16 protein-coding genes and 1 tRNA gene are annotated in these 17384 nt (G+C 41.6%); 14 read left to right on the forward strand and 3 right to left on the reverse strand.

Annotated features, from left to right (window positions below; all coding sequences use genetic code 11):
* Positions 1-130 precede the first annotated feature (130 nt).
* The 5 genes from DF182_RS22710 to DF182_RS22730 all read left to right on the forward strand — a co-directional run bounded on the left by DF182_RS22710 (position 131) and on the right by DF182_RS22730 (position 5796).
* Complete coding sequence (locus DF182_RS22710) at positions 131-2911, forward strand: TonB-dependent receptor (RefSeq protein WP_113618080.1); 2781 nt, start codon at positions 131-133, stop codon at positions 2909-2911.
* Between the two features lie 4 nt (positions 2912-2915).
* On the forward strand, positions 2916-3662 hold the full coding sequence (locus tag DF182_RS22715) for a GLPGLI family protein (RefSeq protein ID WP_113618081.1): 747 nt from the start codon (positions 2916-2918) through the stop codon (positions 3660-3662).
* Positions 3663-3782: 120 nt separating this feature from the next.
* A complete protein-coding gene (locus tag DF182_RS22720; RefSeq protein WP_113618082.1) occupies positions 3783-4031 on the forward strand; it encodes a hypothetical protein in 249 nt (82 codons plus the stop codon).
* Between the two features lie 399 nt (positions 4032-4430).
* Positions 4431-4982: a hypothetical protein gene (locus DF182_RS22725; protein WP_147243508.1), complete on the forward strand. Its 552-nt coding sequence runs from the start codon at positions 4431-4433 to the stop codon at positions 4980-4982.
* A 277-nt stretch (positions 4983-5259) separates the two neighbouring features.
* On the forward strand, positions 5260-5796 hold the full coding sequence (locus DF182_RS22730; RefSeq protein WP_113618084.1) for an AAA family ATPase: 537 nt from the start codon (positions 5260-5262) through the stop codon (positions 5794-5796).
* Here the strand turns inward: DF182_RS22730 and DF182_RS22735 are convergent.
* A complete protein-coding gene (locus DF182_RS22735; RefSeq protein ID WP_113618085.1) occupies positions 5791-6231 on the reverse strand; it encodes an acyl-CoA thioesterase in 441 nt (146 codons plus the stop codon). The two genes, DF182_RS22730 and DF182_RS22735, sit on opposite strands and share 6 nt — an antisense overlap.
* 271 nt (positions 6232-6502) lie before the next feature.
* Here DF182_RS22735 and DF182_RS22740 point away from each other — a divergent pair.
* Together DF182_RS22740 and DF182_RS22745 are read left to right on the forward strand one after the other, a co-directional pair.
* Positions 6503-6587: transfer RNA gene (locus DF182_RS22740), tRNA-Ser, on the forward strand.
* Between the two features lie 87 nt (positions 6588-6674).
* Entirely contained in the window at positions 6675-7235 is a 561-nt protein-coding gene (locus DF182_RS22745; RefSeq protein ID WP_113618086.1) for a hypothetical protein, read from the forward strand.
* Positions 7236-7286: 51 nt separating this feature from the next.
* On the opposite strand, the gene DF182_RS22750 is transcribed toward DF182_RS22745, so the two are convergent.
* Both DF182_RS22750 and DF182_RS22755 read right to left on the reverse strand, forming a co-directional pair.
* On the reverse strand, positions 7287-8525 hold the full coding sequence (locus DF182_RS22750; protein WP_113618087.1) for a trypsin-like serine peptidase: 1239 nt from the start codon (positions 8523-8525) through the stop codon (positions 7287-7289).
* Positions 8526-8533: 8 nt separating this feature from the next.
* Positions 8534-9919, reverse strand: coding sequence for a hypothetical protein (locus DF182_RS22755; protein WP_147243509.1), 1386 nt, complete (start codon positions 9917-9919; stop codon positions 8534-8536).
* Positions 9920-10212: 293 nt separating this feature from the next.
* Here DF182_RS22755 and DF182_RS22760 point away from each other — a divergent pair, with 293 nt between their 5' ends.
* The 7 genes from DF182_RS22760 (at position 10213) to DF182_RS32155 (ending at position 17271) form a co-directional block, all read left to right on the forward strand.
* Complete coding sequence (locus tag DF182_RS22760) at positions 10213-11745, forward strand: glycosyl hydrolase family 28-related protein (RefSeq protein WP_113618089.1); 1533 nt, start codon at positions 10213-10215, stop codon at positions 11743-11745.
* A gap of 142 nt (positions 11746-11887) precedes the next feature.
* Positions 11888-12067, forward strand: coding sequence for a hypothetical protein (locus tag DF182_RS32470; protein ID WP_161964226.1), 180 nt, complete (start codon positions 11888-11890; stop codon positions 12065-12067).
* A gap of 409 nt (positions 12068-12476) precedes the next feature.
* Positions 12477-12806 carry a helix-turn-helix domain-containing protein gene (locus DF182_RS22770; RefSeq protein WP_113618091.1) on the forward strand — a complete coding sequence of 110 codons (330 nt, stop codon included), beginning with the start codon at positions 12477-12479 and terminating at the stop codon, positions 12804-12806.
* A 491-nt stretch (positions 12807-13297) separates the two neighbouring features.
* Positions 13298-14821: a hypothetical protein gene (locus DF182_RS22775; protein ID WP_113618092.1), complete on the forward strand. Its 1524-nt coding sequence runs from the start codon at positions 13298-13300 to the stop codon at positions 14819-14821.
* Positions 14822-14857: 36 nt separating this feature from the next.
* The gene (locus tag DF182_RS22780) at positions 14858-15355 is read left to right on the forward strand and encodes a peroxiredoxin family protein (RefSeq protein ID WP_113618093.1); all 498 of its coding nucleotides are present in this window, start codon (positions 14858-14860) and stop codon (positions 15353-15355) included.
* A gap of 443 nt (positions 15356-15798) precedes the next feature.
* Complete coding sequence (locus DF182_RS32150) at positions 15799-16029, forward strand: hypothetical protein (RefSeq protein WP_147243511.1); 231 nt, start codon at positions 15799-15801, stop codon at positions 16027-16029.
* Positions 16030-17037: 1008 nt separating this feature from the next.
* The gene (locus DF182_RS32155; RefSeq protein ID WP_147243512.1) at positions 17038-17271 is read left to right on the forward strand and encodes a hypothetical protein; all 234 of its coding nucleotides are present in this window, start codon (positions 17038-17040) and stop codon (positions 17269-17271) included.
* Positions 17272-17384: the final 113 nt, after the last annotated feature.

The raw sequence follows: 17384 nt of genomic DNA on the forward strand, positions 1-17384 counted from the left end.
TTTAGCCCTGGGACAAGATAAATAGGATTTGTATTTAACAGATGTTTATCAGATGGTATATATTATTTTCCATTTTTATTATGGAATTTGGTTTCCCTATCATTTAGTACCAAACCCATAGTAGCCCACGATGAAAAAACTATTGGCATTCATTATTTGTATGTCTGCTATCGGCCTGTGTAAGGCACAGCACGCAACTGTCAGTGGTCATGTGACCGACACATTGAATCACGTCCAACTCCCCAACACGGTAGTAGCCCTTCTTCACGCAAAGGACTCCATTCTGTACCGGTATACCCGTACCAGTGAGTCGGGTAATTTTAAACTGGATAACCTGAAGGCGGGCAAATACCTCCTCATGATCACGTATCCCGCTTTTGCTGATTACGTAGAGCCGGTAACGTTATCAGATACCAGTGTGATAAATTATGCTAAGATCATGCTGACACTCCGCTCCAGACTATTGCAGGAGGTAGTGATTCAGCAGAAAGTGGCTGCCATCAAGATTAAAGGCGATACTACCGAATTTAACGCAGATAGCTATAAAACACAAGCCAATGCTACAGTGGAAGAGCTGTTGAAGAAACTACCAGGTATCCAGGTAGATAATAAAGGCCAGATCACCGCCCAGGGTGAGAGCGTCAAAAAAGTATTGGTAGACGGAGAAGAGTTTTTTGGTGATGACCCTACACTGGTCACCAAAAATATCCGTGCTGATATGGTGGATAAAGTACAGCTATACGATAAGAAAAGCGATCAGGCTGCGTTTACCGGCGTAGACGACGGTCAGAGTACGAAGACACTGAACCTCAAACTAAAAGATGGCAAGAAAAACGGTTACTTCGGTAAGGTAGCTACTGGTGCCGGTCCGCAGGGATTCCACGATAGTCAGGCCATGATCAATATGTTTAAAAAGAAGATGAAGATGGCTGCCTTTGGTATCGTGTCCAATACCGGCAAAACAGGACTTACCTGGCAGGAACAGGATAAATACGGACAGAGCTTGGCCGACAATGCCGTGGCAGACCCTTCTGGAGAAATCTATTTCAGTGGCGCCGGTGAAGAATTTGTGGGGTGGGATGGCAAATATGACGGTAAGGGATATCCGCTGGTACAAACCGGAGGCCTGCACTACAATAATAAATGGGATCAGGATAAAAAGAACGTCAACGGCAACTATAAGTTTATGCAACTGTTTATGGATGGCGATAATACTACCGCTACCAAAAATCTGTTGCCTAACAATACTTCCAGCTACCGCAACATGAAAGAGCATTTCAATAATTATCTCCTCCGCCATCGGATGGACGGTCGGTATGAGGTACAGCTGGATTCTTCCTCTTCCATCAAATTCGACTTCAACGGAGGGTTAAATAATAAAAAAAGCAATAGTACTTTCCTCTCGGAATTTCTCGACGGTGACAGCGCCCTGGTAAACCGCAACAGTCGCAGGCTCACAACAACAGATGATGCCCGTGAGCTGAACAGTAACCTGCTGTGGCGTAAGAAGCTGAAGAAGAAAGGACGTACCATCTCTGTTAATCTGTCTGAAAACTATTCCCGTAATAACGGTGACGGCTATCTGTATTCTTTTACAGAATACTTTGATCATGCTGCAGTAGATTCCACCCATCTGACCGATCAGCGGAAAGTATTTAATGGAGAAAGCCTCAATCTGATTGGTAATGTTACCTATACAGAGCCGTTATCGAAATTGTCCAGCCTGGTGGTGAACTATGGCGTTAACATCACCAACAGCAGGTCGGACCGTACCTCTTTTAATATGAGTACTCCCGGTAAATATGAACTGCAGGACTCTGCTTTTAGCAATAATTATTCCTTTAACATGCTGACACATAAAGGAGGACTATCTTATGTTTTCGTCGGTAAAAAAGTGCGTATCAATGTAGGTAACAATATCGGACTCACAAGCTACCGTCAGGAAGACCGGTATCTTCATACCACAAATGACCGGAACTTTGTGAACTGGTTCCCCTCTGCCGGCTTCAAATACATTTTCAGTCAGCGTCGTCGTTTTACATTCAACTATACCGGTAATACGCAACAGCCTAGTATGTTCCAGTTGCAGCCGCTGCGCTCAAATGAAGACGATCAGGACGTGCGGGTCGGTAACCCCGGTCTGAAACCCTCTTTCAACAATAGTTTCAGGATTTCCTACAGCGACTATAAAGTCATTACAGATCGCAACCTGTGGGTGAGTATGTTCTATAGCAGTACCAGTAATGCTTTTGGCGAGTCAGCTACCATCGATGCTAAAGGTAAAAGGATAACACAGATCGTTAATATTGATGGGAATGAAAATGCCGGCATGAACCTCAATATGGGATGGAAGGTTAACAAAATCAATATTGGGTATTATCTGCGGGGTTACTATTACCGCAATGCCAACTATATAGATCATCAGCTGAACATCACCCGCAGCCTGAATTCTACGCTGGGGCTCAATGTATATGCCAGTAAAGAAAAAAAATACGATCATTATTTCGCAGCAGATGTTACCTATAATGCCAGCAAATCTTCTGTGCAACGCGGTATCAGTACTAACTACTGGACTAGTAACATCGTTTATGCCGCCAATATATTCCTGCCACTGAAGTTTGAGCTGCGTTCTGAAATGAATTACAACATCCGGCAGCAGACAGCAGTATTTACCGGTAATAACAATGCTTTTATCTGGAATGCCAGTGTGAACAAAAAAATTGGCAAAAAAGACGCACTGGAAGTGAATGTATCGGTAAATGATATGCTTAACCAGAACATTGGTTTCAGCCGGTCTGTCAACAGTAACTTTATTTCCCAGAACACTTATTCCACTATCGGCCGTTATGGCCTCGTAACGCTCATCTGGAACTTTAACAAAGCAGGCGGTGGCGCCGTCGCAAAAAATTAAGCTCATGAAAAAATTACTCTTATATATCTGTTTATTGCTTTGCAGCGCAGCACAGGCACAGCATACCATCTTTCTGGATAAGGGAAGAATAGAGTTTGAAAAACGACAAAACGTACACTCGCTGCTGGATGAGATGTGGTCCGGAGAAGTGGATAGCTGGGGTGAAATGCAAAAAAAGCAATTGTCTAAATTCAAGACTTCCTATTTCGATCTTTATTTCTCCGGTAATATCACCTATTATAAGCCCGGACGCGAAGTGGAAGATAACTTCAAACAACAGGAATGGCCTGCCGAACAAAATATTATTTATACCGATCTTGGTCAGCAGCACAGTATCTCCCAGAAGAAGGTATTTGATAAGTTGTTTCTGCAGGATGATTCTACCAGAAATATACGCTGGAAGATCACAGACGAAACACGCAAGATCGCTGGTTTTGACTGTAGAAGAGCGAATGCAGTAATTATGGATTCCATTTATGTAGTGGCTTTTTATACGGATGCAATTGTTACTCCTGGTGGTCCGGAATCCTTTACTGGTTTGCCTGGAATGATACTGGGTCTGGCGCTGCCTCACGAACATGTTACCTGGTTTGCTACCAAAGTGTTGGTAGATGAGCAGAAGCCGGAAACCCTGAAGCCACCTGTAAAAGGCAATAGAGTAAGCAGCGCTGGTCTGACAGACGTTATTACTAAAGCCATGAAGGATTGGGGTAATTTTGGAAAGGTATATCTGAAATCTATTTTGTTGTAGCAGGCTGTTGCGTTAGGATTCCTTAACAAAATTTTATGATAAGGAAATCTTAAAAACGCAGATCTGGCTATAAAAGGCTTCATTTTTGTTTTTCAGCCATCGTACTAAAAAATTTTAACCATGGCTAGACAAACAGTGCAAGCAGTAAAAAGTGAAATACAGGAACTGGCAATCGGTAATTACAGAAGTTATCCGGAGGAGTACAGTTCTACCGAAATCAGCACCCTCAGCAGTATTCAGTCATTGGCGAAAGGGTACTGGGATTGCAGAGAATATAAGGAAGTAGTGCGGGATGAAAAGCTGGGAATTCATCTGGAAGATTATCAGCTCTGGACAAGAGAAGCGCATGCTTTTTTTATAAAAAACTAAGGCTCTTATTATAAGAGAAAAGCGATAAGTCGGGCACTACCGGGCTTATCGCTTTTTTATTTTTTTTATTTTTTTTCTCCGAAACTATTTGTTCATTTGTATTGTTATTCTACTTACCTTCGTAACCTTGTCTTCTTTTACGTCTTCATAACTGATTGCCATCCTCAAGGGCCGGTGTTCTGACAGATACAGTCGGTACATCTTCAAGAAATTTAAATGAGATATTGTTAAATAACTACTGCAGCCGCAACGCTAGGAATATACCAGCCGTAGGTACGTACGGAACAGGGATATTTGTCGAGATGTGCATTTGTTACTATAATGAAAAACCACCTGAGAAATGAACGTTTCGCAGCGAGCGTGCAGTTATTGCCGATAACACTTAAAAATCCAGGTAACATGAAAAAATCGATTTGTTTGTTGATGGTCCTCATTGCAGGACTAGAATCCTTCTCCCAAACGTCATCGCCATCCTACGCCGACTCATTGGTGTATAGTGAGCCCGATCTGGTTACAAAGATCTTTGGAAAAGACAAAGGTGCATTATTTGATGAGTTCCTGCAGATCTCACCTGTAGAACAAAAAGCTTTTACTGCCGCTTTCCTGGAGTACGAAGATGAAAAACGTCCCTGGCTGACTGAACGTATTGCTTTACTAAAGATGTACAACGAAGAATTCACCTGTCTTGATGAAAAGAAGATGAATAGTCTGACCAAACAACTAATTAATAATGATCTTGAATTTGGCCGACTGCAGATGCGTTATTTCCGGCGGATGAACAAGCTGCTGGGTGCTACCAGAGCCGCTAAATTTTTTCAAATGGACAACTACCTGGAACAGTCTTCCAGAGCATATCTGCAAAACGATCTGCCTTTTATCAGAGCGCTGGAATCAGATCGTCAGTTTTCCAGTACCAAACCAGTAACATCCGGCAAACCGGGTATTTACTAATGAACGCAGAGCAGCAAGGACCCACCCGTCTGTTGTTTTTAACTCACCGTTATTTGTTCCCCGATTGTTTCCATTATTGTTCCCCAAAGCTATCATCTGCGGATGATTGATGTTCGTCCATTGTTTGTTTCCTTTTTCCCAGGGCTTTAGCCCTGGGCTATATGGGCTGAAGCCCTGAGCTAACGTGGATGTTACTGTAGTAATTGTTTGTTATCTTTGAGAATATTATAATGTCCTACTGAATTAGGCTTTCTCTTTTTTAATTCACAATTTATTTATGACTAAACAAAACGGGTATGTATTTACCGGTGGCCCGGGTGCGGGCAAAACATCGGTGATTACAGCTCTACAGCAATCAGGATATCCGGTAGTGCCGGAATCCGGAAGGCAGATTATACAGGAACAGATGGCTGGTGGAGGGCAGGCGTTGCCTTGGGTAGATAAGGTATTGTTCCGCGACAGGATGCTCAGTACAGCCCTGCAGGACTTTGAATCAGTAACAGCCGGCGACAGGCCGGTGTTTTTTGACCGTGGCATCCCGGACCTGGTAGGCTATTCCAGACTGGAGCAGTTGCCGGTGCCGGCAGCATTACTACAATATGCTGTACAGCTACGGTATAATCAGCGCGTATTCATCTTTCCACCCTGGGAAGAGATCTACCAGGGGGATACAGAGCGGCGGCAGGATTATGCTACGGCAGTGGCCACCTACGAGGCCATGACCGCAGCGTATACCGCCAGCGGTTATGAACTGCTGGTGGTCCCTAAAACCAATATTGCCGGAAGGGTAACTTTTATCCTTGAAAGATTATGAATTGATTTCCACAAAATCCTCACTGCGGGGGATGGCTTTGAATTTTTCCATCAGCTCAGGTGGGAGCGTGCCCAGTTTGCGGGCGCGGGTGTCCATCCAGGCGCCATCTACATTGACAATAGCGGATTTGGTGCCGTCGCCCCGGAATATTTCGTGGCGGATAGACCAGCGGGAGCCGTCGGGCCTGCATTTGGTCATCTCACAGGAGACCTTTACAGTATCGTTCGGGTTTATTTCGCGTAGGTATAACAGTTCTTCACGAAACAGAATAGGCCCTATCTGCAGTTTCAAAAATTGTTTAGCATCCATGCCCGCTTGATCCAGCAGGGCCAGCCTCGCCTGTGCTGCAAAGTCTGCATAGGCGGAGTGGCGTAGGTGCATATTGGCGTCGATTTGCGACCATAATACAGGTCCTTCAAAGAATATGTTCTTCATCCGCTAAATTTAAGGAAAATGAAAATGCGGACATTCGCCTGCCAACAGCTATAAAAAGGAGCTTTCCGTCTATCAGAAGGTAATTGACTGTAATTCAAGTTTCTATATAAGGATAAAAATGTGGTCATGGCCAAATTGGCTACCATGGCTGTATTGGTTGTATTTTAGCCGCTATTTGTTAGCAGGGGCGGATGATCCAAGCAGAAAATTTTTTAAAAAACCGGGAAGAAAATTTTTTTTAAATCATTTCCTTTTATACATTTGCGCCACTGGAGAGTTGGCAGAGCGGTCGATTGCGGCAGTCTTGAAAACTGTTGACTGTAACAGGTCCCGGGGTTCGAATCCCTGACTCTCCGCTAAGCTTTAAGCTCAGTTGTTGCAAAACAGCGGGGCTTTTTTCTTTTATACCATATCCCGGAAAAATTTTAACCCAAATAGTCACGATGAAAAAAGTTTTACCATTCTTACTCGTATTGTTATCTACCTTTTTATTTTCCTGCAGTAAAAAAAACGATGGTGATAATGCTCCCAACAACGGAGATGGTAGCTGGAAGATGGGCTCTTATACCTATGTGAGAGGAACATCTTCCCAAACATCCGGGCCCGGTGGCAACGGTAACACTATTACCGCTATTGCTGCCAGTACCGTTGGTACCGGTGGCAGCTACGGCGTTTTCTCCGGTAGTGCCCTCACCATCACCTTCTACAGCAACCTGGGTGAAGGAAAGTATACCCTCGGCACCACCGAAATGATGGTAGCCAGTCCTGCTGCAAAAATCATCAGCATCAGCTGCACTATTGGTACAGCAGTGAACACCGGAGCTGTGCTCTATGCTATTGCCGGCGGTGCCGCCACAGTTACCGTGGATGTTACCAAAGACAGCAATGGCAAGTATCATATCAATATGCCCGCCGGGGCTACGCTTACAAAAAAAGTAGTCGTACAGGGCGGTATCGCAGATGCCAAAGACACCTATGATCTGACGATTAACAACGTTTATTGATAACAGTTACTTGTAATAAGGAAAATCCCCCGGTTATTGCCGGGGGATTTTTTATGGAAGTTGCTGAAGGCACTTTGATGTTTGCCGGATGACATCTATGCGAACGGCCTGATTGGCGGCTATTCGGCCGGTACAATCACCATTAAAATGAATACCGGTGAGTTTTTTACTTTTACAGGAAATGACCGGAGAACCGGAAGAGCCTTCGTTGGTGTTGATATTGCTGTAATTGATGGTTGTTTCATCTAGAAAATTCACGGTGCCTCCCCCTATTACTTTAGGCATGCCGTCGGGATGCTGGATAATAAAGATGGGATCATTTTCTATGAGCTCACTATTGCTGCACAGCGGAATGACGCCAAACTTAATACCTGGCCAGGAACTGTCAGCCCCTTTCCCAAGACGCAGGATGGCATAATCGTAACCTCCCGCTTCATTGGGGCCATATTCTACTAATTCCAATATCGGATAACTACAAGTATCGGACCTTATCCTTCCTTCACCGTTTACGTTTAGTGGAAAACGTTGGTCGTATTCGTAATTAAACTGCACCCGCATCAGTTTGCATAACTCAGCTGGTGGCAGTGGCCTGTTTTTCTTCATGGGCATTTCCCAGTTCGGCTGGTGGCTGCTGACACAGTGCGCGGCGGTCAGATACAGGTCTTTGGCAATCATACAACCGCTGCCCCAGCGCAGTCCCTGCATTTTACCAACTTTATCTGTCCTGGGATCAAAGCCACTAAAACGCTCCAGCCACTGCAGTTGCCCTACCTGCCCCATACGCTCCTGTACAAGAGCTTTGGGCACACCCAGTGAACCGTCGTAGAATTCCACCGGTTGATTTGGTGCCTGCTGTTTGCATTGGGTATATCGTTTATACAACAACAATTTCAGGTTGACAATATCATAGGCTGATTTTAGTTCCCGGGTGAACTGCATTTTGATGTCAGGGGGAAACAGTGTATCGAATTGTATGCTTACAATACTATCTCTTAGTATCAGTCGTTGTCTGAGTAATTGTTTGACAGGCAGTGCGGCAATGTTCATGTTCTGGTATTCCTGAGGAATGATGACAGGCGGTTTTCCGAGGTCCAGCTGGTTCAGTATTTCAGCGATATCGGCAACAAAATAGTTATCCCGGAATTCCTTTTCAGTAATTGTTTTGTTTTGCTGTTTGCTGATATAATCCCTGGGCGTCATCGTCTTGCCACCTTTTTCCGGCACTATTTTCTGGGCAGCTGCTGAAAAAGTCAGTAGGAAACAGATATTGCTTAAAAGGAAAATCTTCATATGCCTGTTTATTTACCGGTAAGGTTATACGTAAATGCAAAGAACCATCCCAACCGGTAGAAGTTATCTGTAGGAACCGGGTCCAGCTGCAGATCTGCTTTGACAAGCTGGTCTACTTTATATTGAGAGCTGATCAGTTTGGCCTGTGTTAAAGTAACGCCGGTAGACAGTACAATACGCTGTGCGCTTCCGATAATGGCAGACAGACCGCCATGGTAATTCAGTCTCGTCTGATTAGTGAGGCTCAGACCAAAGGTGCCACCCCAGTTAAAATCCCGTCCTGACCGGCGGTATACATGCAGTAATGCCCCAATAGAAGGGATCGTAATGTTCTTATTGCTGTTTTGAATAATCTTCTTCTGAGAAGGGTCGCCGGGTACAGAATCGAGCCGGTAAGACTGATCAAAGAACTGATTATCCCCGAAACTGAAGTTGAGTAGCAGTCCTGTGCTGAAATCAAATTTCCATCCGCCTTTGACGCTGGCGGTTACTGTCTTTTTGAAATTGGCATAAGGGGAGAGGCAGGGCATAGTTTCTTTAGGATCTATGGAAAAGGAAACGGTCATGTCATCTCCATTAGCAGTGTATTCCGGTGAATAAATGGTGAAGTTGCCTGCATTAATACTCAAAAGCTGATTACATAAAGCCTGGATACCTCCTGTTGTTTCGTACTTAACCACCGCCTCGTGGATCGTGGTAGCCTTGGTCATGGCGTCTTTCATGCGGGAGAAGTCATCGTTAAGGGCATCCGGTTTGGCGTTCTTTTCTTTTTTGGCGATGGCTAAATTGATCTGGGCGGAATCAAATGATGATGCCAGGGAGTCATAGGATTGCTTCAGTTCCTGGACGCTGGAGGTCAAAAAGTTCCTTAATGTATGAATGGCTTCCAGATAAGTAGGTTGTCTGCGTCCCAGAAGGAAGGTATTGGTCTTTTTCAGTGCCAAGGCTTCTATTACAGAAAAGGAGTCAGCGCAGTTTTTCTGCAGGAAACTGATATCGCTCTGAAAAGTAGATAATTCATCCAGCAACGCTGCTTTCTTTTTGTAGTCAGCCATTCTGTCCCAGAATCCGTTTTGTACAGGTGCTTGCTTACTTTCGTTGCCAGACTTGGCCTCACCGGGGAGGGCCTGGCTGTTGAGTGTTGAGAAGATCGCAGGCGGAGTGGTGTTATAGTTGTTGGTGGCTTGTTCCCAGCTAAAAGTATATAACGAGCGGTTCACATTGATAATCCTGAACCTTACCTTTTTCTTGTGCAGGATCAGAAAGTCTCCGGGGGCTTTAGTCGCATCCAGAAAATCATAAGTGATCACCGTGTCTTTTGAGATCAGTGTTTTCTGACTGTACCCGGAAAGGCAGGTCACCAGCGCAGCTAACAGTAGCATAGAGTGTTTCATAAATAAGGAATAAAGGTTAGAGATGGGGCTTGTAGACAGGACAGGGTTAAAACTACTATTACAATAGTATCAGTTATATGCGGGAAATACAATACCTATTAGTGGGTAATTTATAAGGAGTGTAGTGGTTGGAGGATGCGGGAAGGTTGCTGTGATGGCAGGTGTTCACAGAGTGAGGCCTGGGTGATATACTACTATTGGTAATGAGGGTTTTATGTGAATAGTACGTAGATAGAACACGTATTGTACGTGTATGTTTGCAGCGATTATTTGTTAACCTTAAATGATTTGTGATGACATTTACTTCTCTTAGTGCGATGAAAAATGCTGCTGTTGTACCGCAACCTAATGATGTCTGTACATTGCTGGGATATTATGAGCTGGGTGATGCAGGTGCAGGCACTTTTTATTGGGACAGCTTGTCCGCAGAGCAGCCTGAATCAGGCCTTATTGTACCTGTTACCGGACAGCCCACCGGCAGGTGGAAACGTTTGTACAGTGGGCCTGTCAATATTTGCTGGTTTGGTGCGAGGGCTGTTTCCAGTTTTGATAATGCTCCGGCTATTCAGGCGGCGATTAACTATTGTTCCCGGCCCTGGTTTGACCCATCTAATGTGGAAGGTAGCATGTGGGCATGGATATCTCCCATTCAGCTAACATCGGTTTATGTTCCGAAAGGGGTGTTTGAAGTACATCAAACCATTATCCTCAATCCTTATACAAAAATATTCGGTGAGAGCTCTCCATCAACTATTACTACCTCTAATCAGGCATCGGTGTTGCTGGCGGTTAACTTCAACGGCTATATGTTTGATACGGCTAATATGAACTGGCAAACCCGGCAACGTGAGACAGGTATCTATATTAACGGTGGAGACCTGGACAGCCATAAGTATTCCTATGTCACTAATATTGAATTTGACAGCATCAGTTTTTTCAAACAGGAAGGAGCCAATATTATGGGTTATCTAAAACTCTCTGGCGCCACTAACTCGAGAATCCGGCATTGTATGTTCCGCCATGGTAATTTTCCGGTCGTGATCAATGCCAGCTGGGATTGGGTGATAGAAGATTGTTTTATTCAGCCGGAAATATGTGGTATTGTGCTCTACAGAACTATTACCGCAGGCGTGGTTACCAGGACGGAGGTAGCGGGACAATATATCAAAAAGGGAGCTTTTGAGCCAGGATTGCCTTTTGGATTCTCCCTGCCGAATGGTACCGGTACCGGAGCATTTTTTATTGGCCAGGAAACCTGCGGTATTTATCAGGAAGAATCCAATGCCAGTATAAACAATTGTGTGATTGAAATGGGGCTGCATAATGGCATTGCATCCAATAATGCCGGTGGGGCCATCGAACATAACTATATCGAAAGTATTACCAGGGTAGCTTATACGCATATTAATTGTCCTCATCTTGACTACAGACTCGGATACCTGGCCATACCCGATAAGCCACTGTTGGATCTACACGGGTTTTCCCGAGGTAGTATCTATTTCGGAGGCTTGAATCAGCTGTTGCTGTCACTCGGGACTGTTGATCCTTCTTCTGCCATTAAGTTGTACAATCTGCCGGATGCCGGGTTGTTCATTCCCAAGGGGATTGAAGTGGCTGGATTTTATGAAACAACGGTATCCGGAGATATCCATGCAGCTTTGAAACCTTACCAGATAGATAAAAAACTCATTGCCATCAGCGATATTTCCCTGGCATCCGATGATATCAATCTCTCCAAGACCGTTGTCATTCGTAACGGCACTAGTGGTCAGATTAATTTCCTTCCCACAAAACATATCTTCTATCGGAACAGACCTTTTTTTTGATGGATTACATATTACCCTGAATAATCTGCCTGAGCTGTTATCCTTTGTGGCCGGAACAGCCAGTGTAACCTTTAATAACTGTACGATCCAGCTGAATGGAAATTCACATTTGTTTGGGAATCTTTATGCCACCCGATCCCTGGTGAAGATATACTTTAATGACTGTGTGGTGTCCAGCCCGGTACCCACGAGCCTCTTTAATGTAATGGGCCCTAATTGGGAGGGTATGGATGTGGAGATCTATAAGGTGCGGAGCACTTTTATCAATATTATGGTGTCATCCCAGTCGCCGCTGCTGGAGGTTCGGTATAAGAATTTCTAAGTTACTGTTACACTAATGTCGGGCCGTAAACGCTTGTTTTCGGTCCGATCTGTTTTTGTTTATTTTATAAGCTTTCCTAACGAATTTATGTGAGTGTTTTTTGTGGAGTATACATTGTTAATATGAAGAAGGATCTAGTCGTTTGTATTTGCTAGATGTTGTTTAGGTATACGTAGACAGTTGCGCGTATATAGGGCAGGATTTATTCCTATCTTATATACGCGTTTTGTTTAAACTACTGAAATGCCTTATGCGACTATAGTGCAGGCGGAAATGGTTGCTTAAAAAAGTTGTGCCTGATTGTTGAAAATCCACAAAAAAAGCATTAACTTTTAATTGCGATTTACAGCCAGGCTTTAGAGTAACGTTCATCGCGGATTTATTGCCAATACCCTCATAACCATAATTGATGAAACTTACAAAGTTCCAGGAGAAAGCTATTGTTAAGACCAAATCATTTATAGACGAAAATCCCCAAAAAAGAATAGATATACAACACCTGGTCAGTTATTCGGGTCTTAGTGAAAGCAAACTTACAAAAGGATTCAAAATGCTCTACCAAACTACTATCTATCAATACCAGCTTGAGAAAGCTATGAACTATGCCAAGACATTATTAGATGAAGACCATCAGGTAAAAGAGGTGGCGATAACACTGGGATATAGTACATCCGGTAGTTTTGCCAGGGCCTTTTATCGGGTGTTCCAGGAGAGGCCTGGTGAATATAAGTTGCAATGAAAAGGCAGCTGTTCCACGGTTTCGGTGAGAAGGTTACGGTTTTTGTTGTCGGGTTGTTGTTGGAGTATATTGCGGAGTTTCTTAATTTGCATGAAGAAAATAACCATTGAACTGATAAAGAATATTCCATGTAATGACGCAACCTTTTATGCTGCTTTAGTAGTTGTTTGAATGGAAAATTCTTATCCGGATTGTTGTAGGAAACCCGTTATTATTTGTTGCATAAACCTCAATAAAACTGTGTTATTAGATTAATCTTTAAAACTTTAAATCACCTTCTGATTATACATTATAGGCTTGTGTGTATTACCGGATTTTTGATATAAGTATGTTTCTATCCTGGCTTCGGGGATGTTTCTTCCGAGTGCGGATTAAATGATTATTTATTTATGAATCCTGTAATCTTAACAACTGTTAATGTTGATATAATAAGACTTCTTTTCCCGTTAAGATAATGTAATTCCCTATTCGTAAAATCTGATGATACTATTATGCAAGAAACATTAGAATTTATACGTACAAGCAGCAATGCTGCACCTTCTGTTCCGTTTAAGGATTTTCTTCTGAAGGATAAGTTTAATCGGTTTGCTCTTGTGTTGTGCGCGGCAATCATTATTATAGAGTTCTGTGTATTTAAGTATTATTACCCTTATGCTGCGTTTATAAGTGGGGATTCTTTTGCGTATCTGGAAACGGCTTTCTATAACCTTTCAATTAATACTTATCCGGTAGGGTATTCGATGTTTTTGCGGCTGTTTAGTGTCTTTACATCCAGTGATACTGTGCTTGTTGCATTCCAATATATTTTTATGCAGGCAAGCGTATTATCTCTAATCTTTACCATTACCTATTTTTATGAACCCAGGAAATGGATCAAGGTGATTATGATTGGAGCCGCTGTATTGAGTCCGATATCTTTGTATATGGCGAATTACGTGTCAAGTGATAGTTTGTTTTTCTCACTAAGTGTCACCTGGTTTGTTTTGCTGATCTGGATTCTGCATCGTCCTTCTATGTGGCTGATTGCGATACATTCTATTGTTATTTTCCTGGCTTTTACGGTGAGATATAATGCTATGTATTATCCCGTTATTTCGGTTTTGGCATTCTTTCTCAGTAAAGAGAAAATTAAAGAGAAAATCATAGGCGTGGGAATTATAATGATGTTGATCGGATCATTTGTAGTGAATACTTCTTTACATTATAAGAAATTGACTGGGAAATTTCAGTTTTCTCCTTTCACAGGTTGGCAAATGGCAAGTAATGGATTGTTAGCATATAGGCATATTGACTCTGCACAGCGAAAGAACTTGCCAGTTAAATTTAAAAAACTGGATCAGGACGTAAGGAGGTATTTTGACTCTACTCGTAAAAATCTCTTTGAGCAGTTTCTTGTACATACTATGTATATGTGGAAGCCTCAATCCCCACTAAGGGCATATATGAGAGATGAATTTAAAAATGATAGTACAAAGCAGGAATTTCAGAAGTGGGCAAGCGTTGCTCCTTTATTAAAAGAGTACGGATCTACTTTGATTAAAGAGTATCCGTTGACCTTTACAAAGAAATATCTGTGGCCAAATTTTCTTAAATATTATGCTCCTCCTGTTGAGTTTCTTGAAACATATGGGTTTAATGTTGATACAGTAAGCCCCATTACGAAGAGATGGTTTGGATATAGCACTAATAAGGTTTATCGTCGATTGGCAGGTAAAAATGTCGAAATCCTGAGTTATTATCCGATGATATGTGGGGCCATGAATGCAGTTTTTGTGATGGTAGGATTATCTTTTTTGATTTTGGGAGGAAGAAAATCCGAAGGTAAATTCTTTCAAAACTGGGTGTTATTCGTTTTATTCTGGCTAGTGAACTTGGCTTTTAGCGTATTTGCTGCACCGATAGCATTGAGATTTCAGGTTTTCCCGCTCGTTATATGTTTTACTATTAATTGGATTCTAATTGATTTTATAATTAAGAAGGCCTTCGCCGCAGAAACTAAGGATGTAAGTGCTTGAGCTGACTATATTCGTAAATAAACTAAAAGTTTTATAATGAACGTAAAGTTGATTTTGCTTTTGTCCTTCTTTGTTCTTTTTTGCGCCTGTAGAGAAAAGTTGCTTGACAATGGACATGTTGTAGGAGAAGATATGCCGTCAATAGAACTACAACTTACGGATAGTATTACATTGGTGAATTTAAGAAGTGTTTCACAAAATAATTCAGTAGTTGCTATCTACTTTGATCCTTATTGTGATTTTTGCAGAGCGGAAACCGAGAGTATACTTAAAAATATAAATAGGTTTGGGAGTACTCAGATTGTCTTCATAACCAGTTCTTCATTAGATAATATGGTTATGTATTCAAAGAAGTATGGTCTTGAGAAATACTCAAATATTCATATTGGAAGAGATAGAGAACGTAAATACTCTAAAGTATATGATGTAAAAGGCTTTCCTCATATTAGTATATTCTCAAAAGATCACAAGTTGAATACCCTTTATTTTAATGCTGTAGGAGTTGAAAAAATATTAGCGGGTTTAAGTGAATAAGGAGTTTAACTTTTTGAGTAATTGAATTGATTAAAAATGGCTTTATTTTAACGGGTATATGCCTTTGCGATATTACGTCGAGTACTTTAGCCTATAAAAAGGGATGTTGGAATATGTATGAGTTGTGGATGCCTTTTCCCAGATTCTGAATGTATCATACGGTTAAGTGGTTATGTAGATAAAGTCCAACCTAGCCTGTAGTTGCCAAGTGCATGCTGTCTATGCTGGAGAGTAATTGATATGCTTCAGGATTAAAATTAAAGCTTTGTATAAGATCAGTAATGATTGTTTAGTTACAAAATATATGTGGTAGTTCAATAAAGTATATATATAGAAATTCAACACTGAAAAGGTACCATCATTGTTGATTCTATTATAAAGGGAAGTGCCGAAAACCCTCAAAAAAGAGTAGGCTATTATTAATACCTTCAAATATTACAATTATGAACAAGGCTAAATTTTTATTGTCAGCTGTTGCTTTAGTTGCAGTTATTGGTGCGATTACATCTAGTGTAGCTCAGCCTAATCAGAGAATTCATACCACCGATGTGCCTGGTCCTTGCACTGCTACTATCGCTGCAACATTGGCTCCAAATTCGAATTTCCTTTTTAATACTTATGCATCATTGGACGCTGTTTGTCCTGATAAGAATGATGTTTACATAAGTCTGTAATATTGTGTAATTCAAGCAGGGGAAACGGTTACGTTTCCTCTGCTTATTAAGTAGGTTTGAACGGTCAGGTATGGGAATGGTTTTGTAGTCTGACAACTTAAAAGTATTGGAAGTATCCCTCAGCAAATAGAAGGTTATTGTCTTTTCCAACTCTTCCAAGGAAGTACATCAAAATAGATACTCTTATTTCCCTATTGTTTATTGGCTGTTTGCCAACCGATCTGTAAGAAGCCTGTCTTTTTAAGACCTTGTGCAACTGAGTGTGGTTATATTCTAGTTGTCATCATGAATATTTGACATATTGTTTATGTGTTTGAAAATGCCTGCAATCTCCAGACATTTTGCTATCATTCTTGATTCTATATAACAAAGGGAATTACCGAAAATCCTCAAAGAAAGAATAAGCCATAATAATACCTTCAAATATTACAATTTATGAACAATGTAAATTTTTGTTGTCAGCTGTTGCTTTAGGTGCAATTATTTTCACTAATTATCGAATAGATTTGAACGGTCGGGAGGAGCTAATGGTTTGATAATTGAAAAATTATTGGAAGAATCCTACTTAGTATATAGAGGGTCGCTGAATTTTTGCTAATTCTTCCAAGTTTGTTGTTTGCTTCTAAAGCTACTGGCGTTGTAAGTGAGATTCCCTTTTCCCTTATAGAATTTATTGGTTGTTTGCCAGCCGCGTCCGTATAAAACCTGTTTTAGGACCAATGAGAATGGTTGTGATATTCTAACTGTTGACATAAAAATTTCTCACATCATCACATCATTGCATCATCACATCTCTTACCTAATACATCATTCTTAAATACAGGATTAATTTGAAGTATATACAGATAAGCTTACTAATGATTAACCAGTTGTAAGTTCTGTATATGTATCGCTGATAGGAATTTGACATTAAATAGGTACTGTCATTGTTGATCCTATAATAGGGGGAAGTGTCGAAAACCCTCAAAGAGAGTAGAATATCATTAATATCATTCAAATAATACAATTATGAACAAAGCTAGAGTTTTACTGTCAGCTGTTGCTTTATCTGCAGTTATTGGTGCGATTACATCTAGTAAGGCTATGCGGCCTGGAGATAAAGTTTTTATAACAGATGAGGCTGGTCCCTGCTCTAAAGGTATCGATGGAACATTGACGACAAATCCAAATTTTCTTTTTAATACTTATGCATCATTGGTCACTGTTTGTCCTGATAGAAATGATGTTTATCAGGCTCTGTAATGTTGTATAATTGAATTAGTGAAAACGGTTGTTTTCACTAGTTATCGGGTAGATTTGAACGGACTGGTAGAGAGGTGCTGATTTTTGTTAATTCTTCCAGGTTTGTTGTCTGC

It is taken from the genome of Chitinophaga flava, from assembly GCF_003308995.1.
Classification (GTDB): Bacteria; Bacteroidota; Bacteroidia; order Chitinophagales; family Chitinophagaceae; genus Chitinophaga; species Chitinophaga flava.